The organism is Burkholderia sp. HI2500 (assembly GCF_002223055.1).
Classification (GTDB): Bacteria; Pseudomonadota; Gammaproteobacteria; order Burkholderiales; family Burkholderiaceae; genus Burkholderia.
Map to the genome: position 1 here is coordinate 1861542 of NZ_NKFL01000004.1, position 18795 is coordinate 1880336.

Consider the following 18795-nt stretch of genomic DNA (forward strand, 5'->3'; position numbering starts at 1 on the left):
GATCCGCTCGGCCCGCAACGGGCGGAGCGAGCCGACGCTACATGCCGAATGGTCCGTTCGGCCTGCCCCTTGCCGCCGCGCTTTTCCAGAATCGGAAAGTCGAAATCAGAAATAGTTGGTTGGGCCGCGCGACCCGGCTGACTACACTCGAGCAATCTTGTCATAACAAGTTGACCGATGACCTCCCCCAACGTCGTGCCGCTGTCGGCGGCCCCGCTCTACGTGCAGATCAAGGACACGCTGCGCGCACGCATTCTCGACGGCACCTATGCGCCGCACAGCCGGATGCCTTCCGAGCACGAACTCTGCGCGATGTTCGACGTCAGCCGCATCACGGTGCGCCAGGCGCTCGGCGATCTGCAAAAGGAAGGACTGCTGTTCAAGCTGCACGGCAAGGGCACCTTCGTGTCGAAGCCGAAGGCATTCCAGAACGTGACGTCGCTGCAGGGCTTCGCCGAGGCGATGTCGTCGATGGGCTACGAGATCGTCAACCAGGTGCGCAGCTTCCGCACCATCAAGGCCGACCGCCATCTCGCGACGAAGCTGAACGTGCCCGAGGGCGCGCCGCTCGTCGAGATCCATCGCGTGCGGCTGCTCAATCGCGAGCCCGTGTCGCTCGAACAGACCTGGGTGCCCGAAGCACTCGGCAAGCGCCTCGCGGGCGCCGATCTCGCGACCCGCGACATTTTCCTGGTCCTGGAAAACGACTGCGGCATCCCGCTCGGCCATGCCGACGTATCGATCGACGCGATCCTCGCCGACGACGAGATCGTCGATGCGCTGCACGTCGAGGAAAGCAGCCCCGTGCTGCGCATCGAGCGCCTCACGCATGACGCGTCGGGCGCACCGATCGACTTCGAATACCTCTACTTCCGCGGCGACGCCTTCCAGTACCGGCTGCGCATCGACCGGCAGAAACCGCGCCAACCTGCAAGGAAACAGCGATGACTACCCATGTGCTCGAATACGACATCGTCGTGGTCGGCGGCGGCACGGCCGGCCCGATGGCGGCGATCAAGGCGAAGGAGCGCGACCCGTCCCTGCGCGTGCTGTTGCTCGAAAAGGCCAACGTGAAGCGCAGCGGCGCGATCTCGATGGGAATGGACGGCCTGAACAACGCGGTGATCCCCGGGCATGCGACGCCCGAGCAGTACACGCGCGAGATCACGATCGCCAACGACGGCATCGTCGACCAGGAAGCCGTGTATGCGTATGCGACGCACAGCTTCGAAACGATCGAGCAGCTCGACCGCTGGGGCGTGAAGTTCGAGAAGGACGGCACCGGCGACTACGCGGTGAAGAAGGTCCATCACATGGGCTCGTACGTGCTGCCGATGCCGGAAGGACATGACATCAAGAAGGTGCTGTACCGGCAACTGAAGCGCGCGCGCATTGCGATCACGAACCGGATCGTCGCAACGCGCGTGCTGACCGACGCGCAGGGCCGCGCGAGCGGCGTACTCGGCTTCGACTGCCGCACCGCCGAGTTCCACGTGATCCGCGCGAAGGCCGTGATTCTCTGCTGCGGCGCGGCCGGTCGCCTCGGCCTGCCGGCCTCGGGCTACCTGATGGGCACCTACGAGAATCCGACCAACGCGGGCGACGGCTACGCGATGGCGTATCACGCCGGTGCCGCGCTCGCGAATCTCGAATGCTTCCAGATCAATCCGCTGATCAAGGACTACAACGGCCCCGCGTGCGCGTACGTCACCGGCCCGCTCGGCGGCTTCACCGCGAACGGCAAGGGCGAACGCTTCATCGAATGCGATTACTGGAGCGGCCAGATGATGTGGGAGTTCTACCAGGAACTGCAAAGCGGCAACGGCCCCGTGTTCCTGAAGCTCGACCATCTCGCGGAAGAAACGATCCAGACCATCGAGCAGATCCTGCACACGAACGAGCGGCCGAGCCGCGGCCGCTTTCATGCCGGGCGCGGCACCGATTACCGCAGCCAGATGGTCGAGATGCACATCTCCGAGATCGGTTTCTGCAGCGGGCACAGCGCATCCGGCGTGTACGTGAACGCCCGCGCGGAGACGACCGTGCCCGGGCTCTACACGGCCGGCGACATGGCGGCCGTCCCGCACAACTACATGCTCGGCGCATTCACGTACGGCTGGTTTGCCGGGCAGAACGCAGCCGACTACGTGGCCGGCCGCGAGCATGCGCCGGTGGACGACGAACAGGTCGCCGCCGAACGCACCCGTGTGCTTGCGCCGCTGCTGCGCGAGCGCGGCCTGGCGCCGGCGCAGGTCGAATACAAGCTGCGCCGCATGGTGAACGACTATCTGCAACCGCCGAAGGTGACACGCAAGATGGAAATCGGGCTGCAACGCTTTGATGAAATTGCTGAGGATATCGAAGAGATAAAAGCGAACCATCCGCACGAACTGATGCGCGCCGCCGAGGTGCGCGCGATCCGCGACTGCGCGGAAATGGCCGCGCGCGCGTCGCTGTTCCGCACCGAGAGCCGCTGGGGGTTGTACCACCACCGCGTCGACTATCCGCATCGCAACGACGCCGAATGGTTCTGCCACACCTGGCTGCGCAAGGACGCCGCGGGCGCGATGCACAGCGAGAAGCGTCCGGTCGAACCATACGTCGTGCCGCTTGCCGACGACGAGCGCGGCGCCTACACGAATCTGCGCATCCGCGAGCCGGCCGCGCTCGCGGCCGCTCTTTGAGGAACCTGCCATGCCCCATACCCCGCACGACATCTTCCAGCGCAGCAGCGCACCCGTGACGATCGACGAGAACCTCTGCATCGCCGACAAGGGCTGCACCGTCTGCGTCGACGTATGCCCGCTCGACCTGCTCGCGATCGACGTGACCAAGGGCAAGGCCTATATGCAGTTCGACGAATGCTGGTACTGCATGCCGTGCGAACGCGACTGCCCGACCGGCGCGGTCAAGGTCGACATCCCTTACCTGCTGCGCTGACCGTGTCCCTCAACGCTCATTTGAGTCGCCGATGACCACCCCCTCCTTCGCTCCCGTATTGCCGCGCGCAGACGCCCCCGACGAAGCCGCACTCGTCGCCCGCCTCGCCGCGCCCGATGCCGCCGTGCGTCGCGTCGCACTGTTCGAACTCGCCGACCTCGAGGACCCCGGGTTCGTGCCCGTGTTCATCGCCGCGCTGAGCGACGATCCGTCGGCCGACGTGCGCGGCGAAGCCGCCCGCGTGCTCGGCGCGTGGGAGCAGCCCGACGTCGTCGACGCGCTGTGCGGCGCATTGCTCGATCCGGACGCCGACGTGCGCGACGCCGCCGCGCAGAGCCTGTCCGAACTGAAGGACGCTACATCCGGCGCCGTACTGTGCCGATGGGCCGACCGGCCCGAGCCGTTCGTGCGCCGTGCCGTGCTGCGCGGATTGCGCGAGTTGCGTGACCCCGGCGCGTTCGCGCCCGCGCTGCACGCGCTCGATGCCGAACACACCGAGGTGCGCGCCGAAGCCGTGGCGGTGCTCGGCTGGCTCAAGGATCCGCGTGCGCTGCCGCCGCTCGCGCGCACCGCGACAACCGATGCCGCAGCGGACGTGCGACGTATTGCCGTTGGCGCGCTCGGGTTCGCGACGCCCGACGATGCGACGGTCATCCACGCCCTGTTTGCCGCGTTGCGCGACCGCGAATGGCAGGTGCGCGAGGAAGCGGCCACGACGCTCGGCAAGCTGCGCATTGCGACCGCGCGCGAACCGCTCGTCGCCGCGCTCGACGACGACTACTGGCAGGTGCGCCTGCGTGCCGCGCGTGCGCTCGGGCAACTGCGCGATGCGGCCGCGGCACCGGCCGTCGTCGCCCTGCTCTCGCACGCGATCAGCAACCTGCGCAAGGAAGCCGCGCTTGCGCTCGGTGAATTGCGGGACCGCGCGACGTTGCCCGCACTGACCCACGCACTGGAGGATCACGATCCGGAAGTCCGCAAGGCCGTGCGGATCGCGATCCGGCAGATCGACGAGGCGTCGCGATGATCTCCCCAACCGAAATCGTGCTCGATCATCCGGCGCGCACGTTGACACTCCGCTGGCCGGACGGTCACACGCAACGCGTCAGCTACGCACGGTTGCGCGGCGATTGCCCGTGTGCGGAATGCCGAAGGATCCGGATCGACGGCGGTCGTGTCGATGCGCGGCCCGACCTGACGCTGGACAGCCTGGAAACGGCCGGCTACGGCATCCGCGTGGTGTTCGGCGACGGTCATGCGCGCGGCATCTATCCGTGGCCGTATCTGGCGGGCATGACCGCGCGGCCGTGACGTAGCGCCCGCGGCTGCGCGGACGAAATAGCAGGCGTGCGGAAACGCTGCGATACTGACGCCCACGATCGTCTCCACCCACCGTGGGAGCCAGAACATGCAAACCGCAGTCGGATTCATCGGCCTCGGCGTGATGGGCACGCCGATGGCGCTCAATCTTGCGCGGGCCGGCACGCCGCTCGTCGTATGGAGCCGGTCGCACGGCAGCGACGATGCGCTGCGCGACGCCGGAGCGCGCGTGGCCGAGCATGTAGACGACGTGTTCGCGACCTGCCGCACCGTGATCCTGATGCTCGCGAACGACGCGGCGATCGACGGTGTCCTCGCGCGCGGCACGCCCGGTTTCGGCGCCCGTGTCGGCGGCCACACCATCGTGAACATGGGCACGAACGCACCCGAATATTCGCGCGCACTGGCCGACGACATCGCCGCCGCGTCGGGCCGTTATGTCGAAGCGCCCGTGTCGGGGTCACGCAAGCCGGCCGAAGCCGGTCAACTCGTCGTGATGCTCGCCGGCGCACCGGACGACGTCGACGCCGTCCGTGCGCTCGTGAAGCCGCTGTGCCGCGACAGCTTCGTGTGCGGCGACGTGCCGTCGGCGCTGACGATGAAGCTCGCCGTGAACCTGTTCCTGATCACGATGGTCACCGGCCTGACCGAAGCCACGCATTTCGCGCAACGCCACGGCATCGATCTCGCCCGCTTCGCCGACGTGCTGAACGCCGGCCCGATGGCGAGCGACGTGTCGCGCGTGAAGCTCGGCAAACTCGTCGCGGCCGATTTCTCGGTGCAGGCCGCGATCACCGACGTGCTGAAGAATGCGCGCCTCGTCGCCGAATCCGCGCGCGGCATCGGCATCGCGTCGCCGCTGCTCGACATCTGCCATGCGCTCTACGGCGAGACCGAGCGAGCGGGACATGGTACGGACGACATGGTCGCCGTGATCCGCGCGATCGAGCAGCGCACCGACCACGCGCAATGAATCTTCACCGGCCGCCCCATACACTCGAACGCACCTGCGCGTAGCACCCCATGTCCGACTCACCCCGCTCCCCGACCAGCGTCCCCGCTTCCGTCCGCCCGGTTCCCGCCGTGATCGGCATCGTCCTGCGGGAGCGCGACGTGCTGCTGGTGCGTCGCGCCAATCCGCCCGATGCGGGCTGTTGGGGCTTTCCCGGCGGCAAGATCGAAGCGGGGGAATCGATAGCGAACGCGGTCGTGCGCGAGATCGCGGAAGAAACCACCGTCGACGTCGAAGCACTCGACGCCTTTACCGCGCTGGATGCGTTCGATTACGATGCCGGCGGCGACGTGCGTCAGCATTTCGTGATGGTCGCGGTGCTGTGCCGATGGTTGCGCGGCACGCCTGCCGCCGGCGACGACGCGCTCGACGCGCGCTGGTTCGATCTCGCCGAACTCGACCGCGATGACTTGCCGATGAGCGCGGGTGTTCGTGATGTCGCGCGACGCGCGATCGAGCGTGCGGCGGCACTTGGTCACGTGCAGCGTCCTGCCAATACTTGAATGCGTGAAGCACCGCTGTCTTTCTCGCAGCGCTTGCGAGCGACCCTAGCGGGACCATGACAGTGCCGGCTACGCGCCGACGAACCTCCAATTACAAATCAAAGATGGGCCAAACCATGCTCAGAATTCGCAAGTCCACCCCGGCCGACGGCACACGCGTGCTGGATATCTGGCGCAACGCGGTCGACGCCACGCACCATTTCCTCAGCAACGACGACCGACGCGCGATCGAATCCGAAGTCGTCGCGTTCCTGCCCGGTGCACCGCTCGATCTCGCCGTCGACGATACCGACCGGGCGATCGGCTTCATGTTGCTCGACGGTAGTCACATGGAAGCACTGTTCGTCGATCCCGCTCACCACGGCGCGGGTGTCGGGCGCCTGCTGGTGGAAGACGCGCTCAAGCGTCACCCCGACCTGTCGACCGACGTCAACGAACAGAACGAAGCGGCGGCAGGCTTCTATGAACGGCTCGGCTTCGAGCGCACCGGGCGATCGGCGCTCGATGGGCAGGGGCGCGCCTATCCGCTGATTCACCTGCGCTATCGCGCGAAACCGTCGTCGTCGCCGCAGCCCGCATAACCGTGACCGGCGCGGGATAGCGCGCCGCCCTCCGCGTCATGCGCTCCGAGCACGCGAACGCGGCGACCTGATACCAGGTCCGCTCCACGCATGCCGCATGCGGCCACGTGACGCGTCATGCACGACGCACCGGTACCACGCGCTCGACCCTTGCACGGATGATCGTTTCCCGGACTGAACGAGCCTGTCACGGGCCGGGAGATGCTAACCTCTCGGCCACTCTAACGACACCGCGTGAAGCCACAGGATTCGACCATGCAAACCGTTGCGGTACTGGACTTCGAAACAACCGGACTTTCGCCGAATATGGGCGATCGAGCGACCGAAATCGCCGTCATCCTGCTCCGGGACGGGGAAGTCGTCGACCGTTTCCAGAGCCTGATGAATGCAGGCAGACGCATACCGTCCGATGTCGTCGCGCTGACCGGCATCACGAACGAGATGATCGCAGCGGCGCCGCCGGCGTCGACCGTCATGAAGGAAGCCGCGGCGTTCGTCGGCAAGCATGCTGTCGTCGCTCACAACGCCGGTTTCGACAAACGGTTCTGGCAGTCGGAACTCGGGCTGCTTGGCGTGTCGGCCGAGCATGCGTTTGCGTGCACGATGCTCGTGGCGCGACGTATCTACCCGGATGCCCAGAGTCACCGCCTGTCGAGCCTGGTGGATATGCTGCGGTTGCCGAAATCGGGCCGTGCGCACCGGGCGATGGTCGATGCCGAGATGGCCGGGCACCTGTGGTGCCGGCTGCAACACGACATTGCGCGGACGTACGGACTGAATCGTATCGATCACGCGCTCATGACACGTGTGCAGGCCACGGCCAAGGCGAAAGTGCCGACGTACCTGCGTTCGCTCGTGGGCGCACACGTGTGATGCAGGCACGCAGCGCGTCAACGTAAAACGGCTTGGCAATCGCCAAGCCGTTTCTAGTCCGGGCCTGAGCCCGGGCAGCATGCAAACCGAATCGGCCGTCCGCTTCCGAACGCCGATTCAGCAACCAGTACTCACTCCCACTCGATCGTCGCCGGCGGCTTGCCCGAGATGTCGTACACCACACGGTTGATCCCGCGCACCTCGTTGATGATCCGGTTCGACGCGCGGCCGAGCAGCGCGTACGGCAGGTGCGCCCAGTGCGCGGTCATGAAGTCGGTCGTCTGCACCGCGCGCAGCGACGTCACGTAGTCGTACGTGCGGCCATCGCCCATCACGCCCACCGACTTCACCGGCAGGAACACCGCGAACGCCTGGCTCGTCAGGTCGTACCAGCTCTTGCCGACATCGGCTTCGCCGCACAGGCCGGCGGCCGCATCCTGCGCGGTCGCGGTCGTGTTGCGCAGTTCCTCGATGAAGATCGCGTCCGCGCGGCGCAGCAGGTCCGCGAACTCGCGCTTCACTTCGCCGAGAATCCGCACGCCGAGGCCCGGGCCCGGGAACGGATGGCGGTACACCATCTCCGGCGGCAGGCCGAGCGCGACGCCCAGCTCGCGCACTTCGTCCTTGAACAGGTCGCGCAGCGGCTCGAGCAGCTTCAAGCCGAGCGTTTCCGGCAGGCCGCCGACGTTGTGGTGGCTCTTGATCGTCGTCGCCTTCTTCGTCTTCGTGCCGCCCGATTCGACCACGTCCGGGTAGATCGTGCCCTGCGCGAGCCACTTCGCCTTCGACAATTTCTTCGCCTCGGCCTGGAACACCTCGACGAACTCGCGGCCGATGATCTTGCGCTTCGCCTCCGGATCGGTCACGCCGGCCAGGTGGCCGAGGAACTGTTCGGACGCGTCGACGTGCACGACCTTCGCATGCAGGCGGCCCTCGAACATGTCGAGCACCATCTTGCCTTCGTTCAGGCGCAGCAGGCCGTGGTCGACGAACACGCAGGTCAGCTGGTCGCCGATCGCGCGATGGATCAGCGCAGCGGCGACGCTCGAATCGACACCGCCCGACAGGCCGAGAATCACTTCCTCGTCACCGACCTGCTCGCGGATCTTCGCGACGGCTTCCTCGATATGGTTGCTCATGATCCAGTCGGGCTTCGCACCGGCGATCTGCAGCACGAAGCGCTCGATGATCTGGCGGCCCTTCACCGTGTGCGTGACTTCCGGATGGAACTGCACCGCGTAGTAGCCGCGCGCCTCGTCGGCCATGCCGGCAATCGGGCAGCTCGGCGTCGACGCCATCAGCGCGAAGCCCGGCGGCAGCTCGGCAACCTTGTCGCCGTGGCTCATCCAGACCTTCAGCATCCCGTGGCCTTCGTCCGTCTTGAAGTCCTCGATGCCGTCGAGCAGGCGCGTGTGTCCGTGTGCGCGCATTTCCGCGTAACCGAATTCGCGATGATCGCTCCACTCGACCTTGCCGCCGAGCTGCACGGCCATCGTCTGCATGCCGTAGCAGATGCCGAGCACCGGCACGCCGAGATCCCACACGGCCTGCGGCGCGCGCAGCTGATGGTCTTCGTACGTGCTCGCGTGGCTGCCCGACAGGATCACCGCCTTCGGCGCGAACTCGCGGACGAAGTCGTCGGACACATCGTTCGGATGGATTTCGCAGTAGACGTGCGCTTCGCGCACGCGTCGCGCAATCAGTTGGGTGACTTGCGAACCGAAGTCGAGAATCAGGATTTTGTCGTGCATGGCTGCGGACGGGATGAAGAGAATAAGAAAAGCAGCGCATCATTTTCATCATGCGCTGCGTCAATAGCATGGACAGCGGCGTCGGGCGGAAGGCGGCACGCGCGACGCATGGCCGGTCAATCCTGCATCGGCGGGCGCTCGTCGAGTGCGACGGTGCCGGACGACGATGGGCCGGATGCGGCCGGTGACGACGAGACAGCGGACGCTGCGGGGCGGCTGACGACGGGCTCGACACGCTGCGGTGCAGGTGACGACGCGGGCGCCATCGCCGGCTCGGCCGGACGCTGCGCAGGCGCGCGCGCCTCGAGCGCCTGCTCCCGCGCCTCGAGCGCCTGCTCCTTTTCGCGCCGGCGTACGGCCGATGCGAGTCGCACGCCGCCGAGGCCGAGCACGATCAGCGCGACGCCGGCCACGGCCGACAGCACGCGGCCGGCGGCCGCAAGCGCGGGACCGCTGCCGGTACCGATCGACCAGACGATCGTCAGCGCGCCGGTCAGCCAATACACATGGCCGACCGAACGCGCGACCGGCGCCGTGAGATCCCCGTTGAACGCTGCATGAAACGCGAGCCACGCGAGCCCGAGCAACGCGATGCCGAACGCCTGGCCGAGCATCGCCGGCTGGACGTTCGCCAGCTGCAGCGCGTTGAAGAGCGACTGCCAGGGCGTCAGCACGAACAGCACGCCGAACGCCAGCAGCAGGACGGCATCGATGATCAGCACGGCTCGCAGCAGCGGTTTCATCGGCAATCAGTCCACGTGGTAGTTCGGCGCTTCCTTCGTGATCTGCACGTCGTGCACGTGCGACTCGCGCATGCCCGCCGCGGTGATCTGGACGAATTCAGCCTTGTCGTGCAGCTCGTCGATCGTCTTGCAGCCGCAGTAGCCCATGCTCGCGCGCACGCCGCCGACCAGCTGGAACAGGATCGCGTTGACCGAGCCCTTGTACGCGACACGGCCTTCGATGCCTTCCGGCACGAGCTTGTCGATGTTCGCCGAGTTGTCCTGGAAGTAGCGGTCTGCCGCGCCGTCCTTCATCGCACCGACCGAACCCATGCCGCGATACGACTTGTACTGGCGGCCCTGGTACAGGAACACGTCGCCCGGCGCCTCTTCGGTGCCCGCGAACATGCTGCCCATCATCACCGCGTTCGCGCCGGCCGCGAGGGCCTTCGACACGTCGCCCGAGAAGCGCACGCCGCCGTCGGCGATGCACGGCACGCCCGTGCCCTTCAGCGCTTCCGCGACGTTCGCGATCGCGCTGATCTGCGGCACGCCGACACCGGCAACGATCCGCGTCGTGCAGATCGAGCCCGGGCCGATACCGACCTTGACCGCATCCGCGCCGTATTCGACGAGCGCCTTCGCGGCGGCGGCCGTCGCGATGTTGCCGCCGATCACTTCGACGTGCGGGAAGTTCTGCTTGACCCAGCGAACGCGCTCGAGCACGCCCTTGCTGTGGCCGTGCGCGGTATCGACGACGATCACGTCGACGCCGGCCTGCACCAGCAGCTCGACACGCTCTTCGTTGTCGGGACCGACGCCGACCGCCGCGCCTGCGCGCAGCTTGCCGTGTTCGTCCTTGCACGCGTCCGGGTGCTCGGTCTGCTTCGTGATGTCCTTGACGGTCATCAGGCCGCGCAGTTCGAACGCGTCGTTGACGACCAGCACGCGCTCGAGGCGGTGGCTGTGCATCAGCGCCTTCGCTTCGGCGAGCGGCGTGCCTTCCTTGACCGTGACGAGGCGCTCGCGCGGCGTCATGATCGACTTGACCGGCTCGTCGAGGCGGGTTTCGAAGCGCAGGTCACGGTTCGTGACGATGCCGACGAGCTGCGGGCCTTCGACGACCGGGAAGCCGGAGATGCCATGCTGGCGCGACAGCGCGATCACGTCGCGCACCTTCATTTGCGGCGGCACCGTGATCGGATCGCGGACGACGCCCGATTCGAAACGCTTGACCTTCGCGACCTCGCGGGCCTGTTCGGCCGGCGTGAGGTTCTTGTGGACGATACCGACGCCACCCTGCTGAGCCATCGCGATCGCAAGGCGACCTTCGGTGACCGTGTCCATCGCGGCGGACACGAGCGGCATGTTCAGGGAGATGTTGCGGGTCAGCTTGGTCTTGAGGCTGGTGTCGCGCGGGAGAACGTCGGAGAAGGCGGGAACGAGGAGCACGTCATCGAAAGTGAGTGCTTTTTGGATCAGACGCATGGCAAATCCTATGGGCGCAAAAGCGAATTATACGCGAAGCGCCGTGAATTTTCACAACACGAACAACGGCTTAGCCGGTTTCGGCCGTTCGGGGGCCGAATCGTTCGGATCGCCGTTCGGTTCGTTTTCGATCGCCTTTCGTTTCACCTCCGCATCGAGCCATTCGCGCAGCCGGCCGCGAAACGGCCCATCCGCCTGTTGCGGACGGGCCACGCGGCGGCCGCGGCGGCGATGAAGCCCGGCCCGGCAACGGGCCGAACGGATCCCATCGTCCGGCCTCACGGCAGCCCGGTCGCGCGGACGATCATCACCATGCCGCCGCCGACCACGACGCAGCCGACGATCCGCGCAACCCGCCCGCCGGCCGGCGCCAGGCGCTCGGCGGCGATCGCAACCGTCACGACCGCCATCACGCGCAGATCCATCATGCCGGCCGCCAGCGCGACCGCCATCAGGTTCCCGCAACACGCCCCGCATCGCGTGGCGGCTCGCACGCCGTGCCGCCATGCCGCACCGGCCTCCGCGTGCGGCGGATGCGCGCCGGTCGCCGCGTGCCGGCAGCACGTCAGCCGGCGCGCCTTCCATCCGGAGAATTGCAGGACGCCTGCGGCCAATACGACCGTGCCGGCCACGAACGGCATGGCGCGAGCGAGCGCCGGCAGCCGTGCAGCGGCGCTTGTCAGTGCAGCGCCGGCCGGAAACACGAGCGCGCCGACTGCCATCCACACGGCGAAATACCCGGCGCCCACCACGGCGACGAGCCAGGTCGAACGCACCGCCGCCAACGGACCAACGCTCTGCCGGTATCGCCACAGCACCGGAGCCAGCACGGGCAGCATCATCGTCACCGTCATCGCGCCCCACATGCCGGCGAACGCCGCGAACGTGCGGCCAGCGCCCCATCCGCACGGCCGCTGCCATGCCGCGCCGCCGGACACGGGTGCGCCGCCCATCGCGGCCATCGACGCGTGCTGCGTCACGATCGCAACAACGGCAACGGCGAACACGGCCGCGAGCGCCACCGCGAAGGCTCGCGGATCGGGGCCCGCAACGCCGGCCGCAGGCCGCGTCATCGCCCGCCCCCGCCCGTCGCCGGCGCGCTCAGCCGCGTGCGTACTCGTCATGACGGCGCCACCACGGGCCGGTCTCGTTGCGCCCGCGCGGCGCGCGATCGAGCCACTGGTACATCCCCCACAGCCCGTCGAGGCCGCGCGCATAGGTGGAATACGTGTGATAAACCGCGCCGTCCTCGCGCACGAATGCGCTCATCCCCGGCCGGTCGAGCGAATACGTGACCGCGTCGGTCCCGCAGGTCGCCGCGAACGCCACGACGGGTGGCGGCGGCGGATCCATGTCCATCGCGTGACCGGCCCGCGCGTAGTTGTACTCGACGTCGCCCGCGCGCTGCTGCGTTTCGGTGAACGACACGTTGAAGTCGAAGTTGAAATCGCTGCCGACCGACGACGCCCACGGGAAGTGCCAACCCATCCGCTGGCGGTACGCGAGCAGCTTTGCGAGCGGCGCGCGCGACACGGCGGCGAGCGTCACGTCGTGGTTCGCCAGATGCACGGCGAAGCCGTCGAAACCGTCGGCGATCGACGAACATGACGGGCAGCCGGCCTTGTAGTCGGGGCCGAACATGAAGTGATAGACGAGCAGTTGCGAACGGCCGCGAAACAGGTCGTCGAGCGTTGCCTGCCCGTCCTCGGTGTCGAACCGGTAGGTCTTGTCGACGCGCACCCAGGGCAGTGCCTGGCGCCGCCGCGCGAGTTCGTCGTTTTGCCGTGTCAGCGCCTTTTCCGCGTCGAGCAGCGCGCGGCGTTCGGCCAGCCATTCGTCGCGGGTTCCGGTGAGATGAGTCGTCATGGCGGGTTCCTCCTTCCGATGGGTATCCGGGCACGGCGTCCGGTGCCGTGTGCGTGGTGCTAGATTAGTGGCGGGCATCGGACCGGAGGGAGTGACAAGTGTGTCGGGATTCGGATGGATTCGCTGATCACGGCGGCCGCGCGCGCGCTCGCGGCCGGTGACGCGCTCGGCGCGCTGAACCGCGTCGCGCTGCGCGACGATGCGCCGGCGCTCGCGCTGCGCGGAATCGCGATGGCGCAGCTCGGCGATTTCGAACGCGCTCGCGCACTCGTGCGCGGCGCCGCTCGTGCGTTCGGCGCGAAGGAGGCCGTGGCGCGTGCGCGCTGCGTCGTCGCGGAAGCAGAGATCGCGCTCGCGTCGCGCGACCTGCGCTGGCCGACGCGCGCGCTCGATGCCGCGTGCGCGACGCTCGACGCGCACGGCGACCGCGCGAACGCCGCGCATGCGCGCTATCTCGGCGTGCGCCGGCTGCTGCTGATCGGCCAGCTCGACGATGCCGAGCGGATGCTCGCGAATCTCGATCCCGCGCCGCTGCCGGCTGCATCGCGCGCCGCCCATGAGCTGATCGCGGCCGGCATCGCGATGCGCCGCATCCGCACGCACGTGGCCCGCGCGGCGCTTGCCCGGGCGCGCGCAGCCGCCCGCGACGCCGGCATCGCCGCGCTGACGGCCGAGGTCGAGACCGCGGCGCGCGTGCTCGACGCCCCGGCCACGCGCCTTATCACACGCGGTACATCGCGGCTCGTGCAACTCGACGAAGTCGAGACGCTATTCGCGTCGAACGCGCTCGTCGTCGATGCGTGCCGCCACACGGTGCGCGACGCGCGCACGACCGTGTCGCTTGCGCGGCGGCCCGTGCTGTTCGTGCTTGCCCGCGCGCTCGGCGAGGCCTGGCCGGCCGACGTGTCGCGCAACGCGCTCGTCGCCGTCGCGTTCCGCGCGAAACACGCGGACGAATCGCATCGCGCACGCCTGCGCGTCGAGATCGGCCGGCTGCGCGCGGTGCTGCGGCCGCTCGCGAACGTCGTCGCCACGCCGCGCGGCTTCGCGCTCGAACCGCTCGGCGTACGCGAGACCGTCGTGCTGGCGCGCCCGGTCGACGATCGCCACGCAGCCGTGCTCGCGCTCCTCGCCGATGGCGAAGCGTGGTCGAGCTCCGCGCTGGCGCTGGCCCTCGGCGCGAGCCAGCGCACCGTGCAGCGTGCGCTCGACGCGCTCGCCGAAGCCGACAAGGTCCAGGCGCTGGGCCGTGGCCGCGCGCGCCGCTGGATGACGCCGCCATTGCCCGGTTTCGCGACGACCTTGTTACTCCCCGCCCCGCTCCCGGGCGATTAGGATGACCTCACCGAACGACCCAGGTGACGAACATGAAACGCTCCCGAGCAGACATCCTTCGCGAATACGGCCCGTTTCCGGGCGTCGACGGCGTACACGGCGTCACGTACGACGGGCAGTACGTGTGGTACGCGTCCGGCGACAAGCTGAATGCGCTCGACCCGGAACGCGGCACGACCGTCCGCTCGCTCGACGTCGCCGCGCATGCGGGCACGGCGTTCGACGGCCGCCACCTGTACCAGATCGTCGAGGACCGCATCGAGAAGATCGATCCCGAATCGGGCCGCGTGCTCGCGACGATCCCCGCTCCCGGCAAAGGCGGCGATTCCGGGCTGGCCTGGGCGGAAGGCGCGCTGTGGGTCGGCCAGTACCGCGAACGCAAGATTCATCAGGTGGACCCGCAAACGGGCGCCGTGCTGCGCACGATCGAATCGAACCGCTTCGTCACCGGCGTGACGTGGGTCGACGGCGAGCTGTGGCACGGCACCTGGGAAGCCGACCAGGCCGACCTGCGGCACATCGATCCGCGCACCGGCCAGGTGCTCGAGCAGATCGACATGCCGGCCGGCGTCGGCGTATCGGGGCTCGAATCCGACGGCCACGACCGCTTCTACTGCGGCGGCGGCAACAGCGGCACGTTGCGCGCCGTACGTCGGCCCGCGCGGGCCGGGGCGTCGGGCCACAACGCGGGCGCACCGCCCGATTCGGCTGACGAATGATCCGCAGCCTGCCGTGATCGCTCCCGGGCGCTGCACGCCTGCGCGCCGCCCTGCGCCGAGTGCAGGAATGAACAAGACGACGTGGCAGCCGCGTCGCTACGATGCGCGCTCGTCAGTCATGTGTTCGGAGCGGTCGATGCGACGCGGTGTGGTTTATGGTGTTTTGGCAGGTGCCCTGTGGGGCATGGTGTTTCTCGTTCCTCGGCTGCTGACCGACTTCTCGCCGCTGCTGCTGAGCGCCGGCCGCTACGCGATGTACGGCCTCGTGTCGCTGGCGGCCGCACTGCCGGCCGCACGCTCGCTGCTCGCGCGGCTGACCCGCGAGGATCTCGTCGCGCTGGTCAGGCTCGCCGTCGTCGGCAACGTCGCGTACTACATGCTGCTGTCCGGCGCCGTGCACCTGATCGGCATCGCGCCCAGTTCGCTGATCGTCGGCGTGCTGCCCGTCACGGTCACGCTCGCGGGCCTCGGCGACCACGGCGCCGTGCCGCTGCGGCGGCTCGCGGCCCCGCTCGCGCTGGTGATCGCGGGCATCGTCTGCATCAACGTCGACCTGTTCACCTCCGAGGCCGCGCATGCGACGACGCTCGGCCAGAAGCTCGCGGGCATCGCCTGCGCGGCCGGCGCGCTCGCGAGCTGGACCTGGTATGCGGTCGCAAACGCACGCTATCTGCAGCGCCATCATCATTTCAGCGGCAACGAGTGGTCGGTGCTGTGGGGTGTCGTGACGGGCCTGATCGGCGGGCTCGTCTGGATCGCGATCGTCGCGCTGCCGGCCGGCACCGTGCAGGCAGCCGTCCCGGCGTCGCGCTGGCAGCTGTTCTGGCTGCTGAACCTCGTGCTCGCGATCGGCGCATCGTGGCTCGGCAACGGGCTGTGGAATGCCGCGTCGAAGCGGCTGCCGCTCACGCTGTCGGGTCAGCTGATCGTGTTCGAAACCGTGTTCGCGATGCTTTACGCGTTCGTCTACGACCAGCGGATGCCGCATGCACTCGAGATCGCCGCGCTGGTGCTGCTGCTCGCGGGCGTCTACGGATCGGTGCGGCAGCACGGCGACACGCCCGCCGGCGGCGATACGTCGGGAAGCGCGCCGGCAAATGCAAACGCCGCGGCCCACTGAGCGCTACACCGTTCGATCAGACGAAATCAGACGATCGGGACGAAAGCCGCAGAAAGGCGCGTCAGCGCGCGTCCTTGTGCATCCACTTGCGGCCCTCGATGGAGCCGGCGCGGCGCGACTTGTCGACGCGCCGCTGGCGCGCGAGCTTCGGATCGACGATCAACGGGCGGTAGATCTCGACGCGGTCGTGGTCGGCGAGCGGTGCGTCGAGCGGCGCAAGCTTGCCGTACACGCCCGTCTTCGCGTTCGCGAGATCGATTTCCGGGTGCAGCGCGAGCACGCCGCTCGCATCGATCGCCGAACGAACGGTCGCCCCTTCGGGCAGTGACAGCGGAATCAGCGTCTGGCGATCCGGCAGCGCGTAGCAGACTTCGATCGACAGCATCGCGTCACCCCTTCCCGTAGCGCTGGTCGGCGCGCTTCACGAACGAATCGACGAACGTGTTCGCGATATGGCTGAACACGGGCCCGATGATCTTCTCGAGCAGGATGCTCGAGAACTCGTAGTGCAGCGCGAATTCGATCTTGCAGGCATCGGCACGCAGTGCCGTGAAGCGCCACGAGCCCGTGAACTTCTTGAACGGGCCGTCCGTGAACTCCATGTCGATCCGCGTCGGGCGCTGCTGCGTGTTGCGCGTCGCGAAATGCTGCTTGATGCCCTTGAAGTTGATGTCGATGCGCGCTTCCATCCCGCTCTCGTCCTGACGGCGAATCTCGACGCCGCCGCACCAGGGCAGGAAATTGGGGTAGTCGGCCACGTCGGTGACGAGGTCGAACATCTGTTCCGCCGAGTGACGGATCAATACGGTTTTCTGGACATCTGCCATAAATCGCGCGGCATCGCTTAAGGTGAGAACGCAAGCCGGGCGATTCCCGCCCCGCTTTGCTAAAATCGTGATTTTAAACGAGTTGGCCCGATCCTTTCATGAGCATCATCGACAACAGGAAAGCGCACTTCGATTATCACATCGAGGAACGCTACGAGGCGGGGCTCGTGCTCGAGGGCTGGGAAGTCAAGGCGCTGCGCGCCGGGCGCGGCCAGATCCGGGAAGGTTACGTCGTGATCAAGCACGCCGAGATCTTCCTGATCGGCACCCATATCAGCCCGCTGCCCGAGGCTTCGACCCACATCACGCCCGACCCGGTTCGCACGCGCAAGCTGCTGCTGCACCGCGAGGAAATCAAGAAACTGATCGGCAAGGTCGAGCAGCGCGGCTACACGCTCGTGCCGCTGAACTTCCACTACAAGGGCGGTCGCGTGAAGTGCGACATCGCGCTCGCGAAGGGCAAGAAGCTGCACGACAAGCGCGAAACCGAGAAGAAGCGCGACTGGGAACGCGAAAAGGCCCGCATCATGCGCGCCGGCACCTGACCTGCGCGACAACACGCATCACACACGACACGGCCCGCTCGAAGCGGGCCGTGTTGCTTTGGTGTCAGGTGAATCGGGCGCGGCGGCTACACGGACGATACTCGGCACGCCACGCCGCCGGTTTCGGCCGAAGAAAGGCACCGACGACGGCACCGCACGGGCATCATCCGCCTCCGGCTGCGCGACGATTCGCCGCACGCCGATCACACGCGGCGGCCGCCGGCGCCCGGCGGAAATCCGGACTCAGGCCTTCCCGCCCGAGGCGGCCCCCGCGCTCTTGACGATCGTCAGCGCCGACGAGATCGCCGAACCGAGATCCGACAGGTTCGACGGCACGATCAGCGTGTTGCCCTGCTTCGCGAGATTCGAGAACGCGCTGACATACTGCTCGGCCACCTTCAGGTTCACCGCATCCATCCCGCCCTGCGATTGCATCGCGTTCGCGATCTTCTGGATCGCCTGCGCGTTTGCCTCGGCCACCGCCAGAATCGCGGCGGCCTCGCCCTGCGCCTGGTTGATCGCAGCCTGCCGCTCGCCTTCGGATTTCTGGATCGCCGCTTCGCGCGCGCCCGACGCGAGGTTGATCTGCTCCTGCTTGCGGCCTTCGGATGCGGCGATCAGCGCACGCTTTTCACGCTCCGCGGTGATCTGCGCCTGCATCGCGTGCAGGATTTCCTTCGGCGGCGTCAGGTCCTTGATCTCGTAGCGCAGGACCTTCACCCCCCAGTTCGCCGCGGCCTGATCGAGCGCCGACACGATGTTGTGGTTGATGAAGTCGCGCTCCTCGAACGTCTTGTCGAGTTCGAGCTTGCCGACCACCGAACGCAACGTCGTTTGCGCAAGCTGCGTGATCGCGAGCACGAAGTTGCTCGACCCGTACGACGCCTTCATCGGATCGGTCACCTGGAAATACAGCACGCCGTCGACCTGCAGCTGCGTGTTGTCGCGCGTGATACAGACCTGGCTCGGCACGTCGAGCGGGATTTCCTTCAGCACGTGCCGGTATGCAATGCGATCGACGAACGGCAGCACGATGTTCAGGCCGGGCGACAGCGTCGCGTGATAGCGCCCGAAGCGTTCAAGCACCCACGCATGCTGCTGCGGCACGATCTTCACCGTCTTCGACACGATCACGATCGCGATGACGAGCAGGACAACCCAGATGATCAGCGAATCCATGAAGTATTCCCTCC

The 18795-nt window shown here is 67.5% G+C and carries 21 protein-coding genes; 13 read left to right on the forward strand and 8 right to left on the reverse strand.

Annotated features, from left to right (window positions below):
- Positions 1–177 precede the first annotated feature (177 nt).
- From CFB45_RS11365 to CFB45_RS11405, 9 genes are all read left to right on the forward strand, one after another.
- Positions 178–948, forward strand: coding sequence for a GntR family transcriptional regulator (locus tag CFB45_RS11365; RefSeq protein WP_089425665.1), 771 nt, complete (start codon positions 178–180; stop codon positions 946–948).
- Positions 945–2684 (forward strand): fumarate reductase/succinate dehydrogenase flavoprotein subunit, encoded by a 1740-nt coding sequence (locus CFB45_RS11370; RefSeq protein WP_089425666.1) that lies wholly within the window; start codon positions 945–947, stop codon positions 2682–2684. The genes CFB45_RS11365 and CFB45_RS11370 overlap by 4 nt, the downstream gene beginning before the upstream one ends.
- Positions 2685–2694: 10 nt before the next feature.
- Positions 2695–2940 carry a 4Fe-4S dicluster domain-containing protein gene (locus CFB45_RS11375; RefSeq protein ID WP_039342800.1) on the forward strand — a complete coding sequence of 82 codons (246 nt, stop codon included), beginning with the start codon at positions 2695–2697 and terminating at the stop codon, positions 2938–2940.
- A gap of 31 nt (positions 2941–2971) precedes the next feature.
- On the forward strand, positions 2972–3967 hold the full coding sequence (locus tag CFB45_RS11380) for a HEAT repeat domain-containing protein (RefSeq protein ID WP_089425667.1): 996 nt from the start codon (positions 2972–2974) through the stop codon (positions 3965–3967).
- Positions 3964–4251 carry a gamma-butyrobetaine hydroxylase-like domain-containing protein gene (locus CFB45_RS11385; protein ID WP_089425668.1) on the forward strand — a complete coding sequence of 96 codons (288 nt, stop codon included), beginning with the start codon at positions 3964–3966 and terminating at the stop codon, positions 4249–4251. The genes CFB45_RS11380 and CFB45_RS11385 overlap by 4 nt, the downstream gene beginning before the upstream one ends.
- 97 nt (positions 4252–4348) lie before the next feature.
- Positions 4349–5233 carry an NAD(P)-dependent oxidoreductase gene (locus tag CFB45_RS11390; protein ID WP_089425669.1) on the forward strand — a complete coding sequence of 295 codons (885 nt, stop codon included), beginning with the start codon at positions 4349–4351 and terminating at the stop codon, positions 5231–5233.
- A 50-nt stretch (positions 5234–5283) separates the two neighbouring features.
- The gene (locus tag CFB45_RS11395) at positions 5284–5775 is read left to right on the forward strand and encodes an NUDIX hydrolase (RefSeq protein WP_089425670.1); all 492 of its coding nucleotides are present in this window, start codon (positions 5284–5286) and stop codon (positions 5773–5775) included.
- A 116-nt stretch (positions 5776–5891) separates the two neighbouring features.
- Entirely contained in the window at positions 5892–6356 is a 465-nt protein-coding gene (locus tag CFB45_RS11400; RefSeq protein WP_089425671.1) for an acetyltransferase, read from the forward strand.
- A 255-nt stretch (positions 6357–6611) separates the two neighbouring features.
- A complete protein-coding gene (locus CFB45_RS11405; RefSeq protein ID WP_089425672.1) occupies positions 6612–7229 on the forward strand; it encodes a 3'-5' exonuclease in 618 nt (205 codons plus the stop codon).
- 131 nt (positions 7230–7360) lie between these two features.
- On the opposite strand, the gene guaA is transcribed toward CFB45_RS11405, so the two are convergent.
- The 5 genes from guaA to CFB45_RS11430 form a co-directional block, all read right to left on the reverse strand.
- Positions 7361–8980: a glutamine-hydrolyzing GMP synthase gene (gene guaA / locus CFB45_RS11410; protein WP_089425673.1), complete on the reverse strand. Its 1620-nt coding sequence runs from the start codon at positions 8978–8980 to the stop codon at positions 7361–7363.
- Positions 8981–9096: 116 nt separating this feature from the next.
- Positions 9097–9723, reverse strand: a complete 627-nt coding sequence (locus CFB45_RS11415; protein ID WP_089425674.1) for a hypothetical protein — start codon at positions 9721–9723, stop codon at positions 9097–9099.
- A gap of 6 nt (positions 9724–9729) precedes the next feature.
- The gene (gene guaB, locus CFB45_RS11420) at positions 9730–11190 is read right to left on the reverse strand and encodes an IMP dehydrogenase (RefSeq protein ID WP_011352433.1); all 1461 of its coding nucleotides are present in this window, start codon (positions 11188–11190) and stop codon (positions 9730–9732) included.
- 278 nt (positions 11191–11468) lie between these two features.
- Complete coding sequence (locus tag CFB45_RS11425; RefSeq protein ID WP_373558409.1) at positions 11469–12314, reverse strand: DUF2182 domain-containing protein; 846 nt, start codon at positions 12312–12314, stop codon at positions 11469–11471.
- Positions 12292–13056, reverse strand: a complete 765-nt coding sequence (locus CFB45_RS11430) for a DUF899 domain-containing protein (RefSeq protein WP_089425675.1) — start codon at positions 13054–13056, stop codon at positions 12292–12294. Before CFB45_RS11430 ends, CFB45_RS11425 begins: the two co-directional genes overlap by 23 nt.
- A 114-nt stretch (positions 13057–13170) precedes the next feature.
- Between CFB45_RS11430 and CFB45_RS11435 the strand changes: the two genes are divergently transcribed.
- The 3 genes from CFB45_RS11435 to CFB45_RS11445 all read left to right on the forward strand — a co-directional run bounded on the left by CFB45_RS11435 (position 13171) and on the right by CFB45_RS11445 (position 16230).
- Positions 13171–14391: a helix-turn-helix domain-containing protein gene (locus CFB45_RS11435; RefSeq protein WP_089425676.1), complete on the forward strand. Its 1221-nt coding sequence runs from the start codon at positions 13171–13173 to the stop codon at positions 14389–14391.
- A gap of 32 nt (positions 14392–14423) precedes the next feature.
- Complete coding sequence (locus CFB45_RS11440) at positions 14424–15110, forward strand: Vgb family protein (RefSeq protein WP_089425941.1); 687 nt, start codon at positions 14424–14426, stop codon at positions 15108–15110.
- Positions 15111–15246: 136 nt separating this feature from the next.
- The gene (locus tag CFB45_RS11445; protein ID WP_089425942.1) at positions 15247–16230 is read left to right on the forward strand and encodes a DMT family transporter; all 984 of its coding nucleotides are present in this window, start codon (positions 15247–15249) and stop codon (positions 16228–16230) included.
- 61 nt (positions 16231–16291) lie between these two features.
- On the opposite strand, the gene CFB45_RS11450 is transcribed toward CFB45_RS11445, so the two are convergent.
- A complete protein-coding gene (locus tag CFB45_RS11450; RefSeq protein ID WP_043190875.1) occupies positions 16292–16615 on the reverse strand; it encodes an RnfH family protein in 324 nt (107 codons plus the stop codon).
- Between the two features lie 4 nt (positions 16616–16619).
- Positions 16620–17057, reverse strand: a complete 438-nt coding sequence (locus CFB45_RS11455) for a type II toxin-antitoxin system RatA family toxin (protein ID WP_034188832.1) — start codon at positions 17055–17057, stop codon at positions 16620–16622.
- A 98-nt stretch (positions 17058–17155) separates the two neighbouring features.
- On the opposite strand from CFB45_RS11455, the gene smpB reads away from it, so the two are divergent.
- A complete protein-coding gene (gene smpB, locus CFB45_RS11460) occupies positions 17156–17602 on the forward strand; it encodes an SsrA-binding protein SmpB (RefSeq protein WP_039342760.1) in 447 nt (148 codons plus the stop codon).
- Positions 17603–17845: 243 nt separating this feature from the next.
- Here smpB and CFB45_RS11465 read toward each other — a convergent pair whose 3' ends face one another.
- Positions 17846–18781, reverse strand: a complete 936-nt coding sequence (locus CFB45_RS11465; protein WP_089425677.1) for an SPFH domain-containing protein — start codon at positions 18779–18781, stop codon at positions 17846–17848.
- Between the last annotated feature and the right edge of the window lie 14 nt (positions 18782–18795).

Coding starts and splice junctions, on each gene's coding strand:
- CFB45_RS11365 (WP_089425665.1), top strand. CDS start 178: ATGACCTCCCCCAACGTCGTGCCGCTGTCGGCGGCCCCGCTCTACGTG.
- CFB45_RS11370 (WP_089425666.1), top strand. CDS start 945: ATGACTACCCATGTGCTCGAATACGACATCGTCGTGGTCGGCGGCGGC.
- CFB45_RS11375 (WP_039342800.1), top strand. CDS start 2,695: ATGCCCCATACCCCGCACGACATCTTCCAGCGCAGCAGCGCACCCGTG.
- CFB45_RS11380 (WP_089425667.1), top strand. CDS start 2,972: ATGACCACCCCCTCCTTCGCTCCCGTATTGCCGCGCGCAGACGCCCCC.
- CFB45_RS11385 (WP_089425668.1), top strand. CDS start 3,964: ATGATCTCCCCAACCGAAATCGTGCTCGATCATCCGGCGCGCACGTTG.
- CFB45_RS11390 (WP_089425669.1), top strand. CDS start 4,349: ATGCAAACCGCAGTCGGATTCATCGGCCTCGGCGTGATGGGCACGCCG.
- CFB45_RS11395 (WP_089425670.1), top strand. CDS start 5,284: ATGTCCGACTCACCCCGCTCCCCGACCAGCGTCCCCGCTTCCGTCCGC.
- CFB45_RS11400 (WP_089425671.1), top strand. CDS start 5,892: ATGCTCAGAATTCGCAAGTCCACCCCGGCCGACGGCACACGCGTGCTG.
- CFB45_RS11405 (WP_089425672.1), top strand. CDS start 6,612: ATGCAAACCGTTGCGGTACTGGACTTCGAAACAACCGGACTTTCGCCG.
- guaA (WP_089425673.1), bottom strand. CDS start 8,980: ATGCACGACAAAATCCTGATTCTCGACTTCGGTTCGCAAGTCACCCAA.
- CFB45_RS11415 (WP_089425674.1), bottom strand. CDS start 9,723: ATGAAACCGCTGCTGCGAGCCGTGCTGATCATCGATGCCGTCCTGCTG.
- guaB (WP_011352433.1), bottom strand. CDS start 11,190: ATGCGTCTGATCCAAAAAGCACTCACTTTCGATGACGTGCTCCTCGTT.
- CFB45_RS11425 (WP_373558409.1), bottom strand. CDS start 12,314: ATGACGAGTACGCACGCGGCTGAGCGCGCCGGCGACGGGCGGGGGCGG.
- CFB45_RS11430 (WP_089425675.1), bottom strand. CDS start 13,056: ATGACGACTCATCTCACCGGAACCCGCGACGAATGGCTGGCCGAACGC.
- CFB45_RS11435 (WP_089425676.1), top strand. CDS start 13,171: ATGGATTCGCTGATCACGGCGGCCGCGCGCGCGCTCGCGGCCGGTGAC.
- CFB45_RS11440 (WP_089425941.1), top strand. CDS start 14,424: ATGAAACGCTCCCGAGCAGACATCCTTCGCGAATACGGCCCGTTTCCG.
- CFB45_RS11445 (WP_089425942.1), top strand. CDS start 15,247: ATGCGACGCGGTGTGGTTTATGGTGTTTTGGCAGGTGCCCTGTGGGGC.
- CFB45_RS11450 (WP_043190875.1), bottom strand. CDS start 16,615: ATGCTGTCGATCGAAGTCTGCTACGCGCTGCCGGATCGCCAGACGCTG.
- CFB45_RS11455 (WP_034188832.1), bottom strand. CDS start 17,057: ATGGCAGATGTCCAGAAAACCGTATTGATCCGTCACTCGGCGGAACAG.
- smpB (WP_039342760.1), top strand. CDS start 17,156: ATGAGCATCATCGACAACAGGAAAGCGCACTTCGATTATCACATCGAG.
- CFB45_RS11465 (WP_089425677.1), bottom strand. CDS start 18,781: ATGGATTCGCTGATCATCTGGGTTGTCCTGCTCGTCATCGCGATCGTG.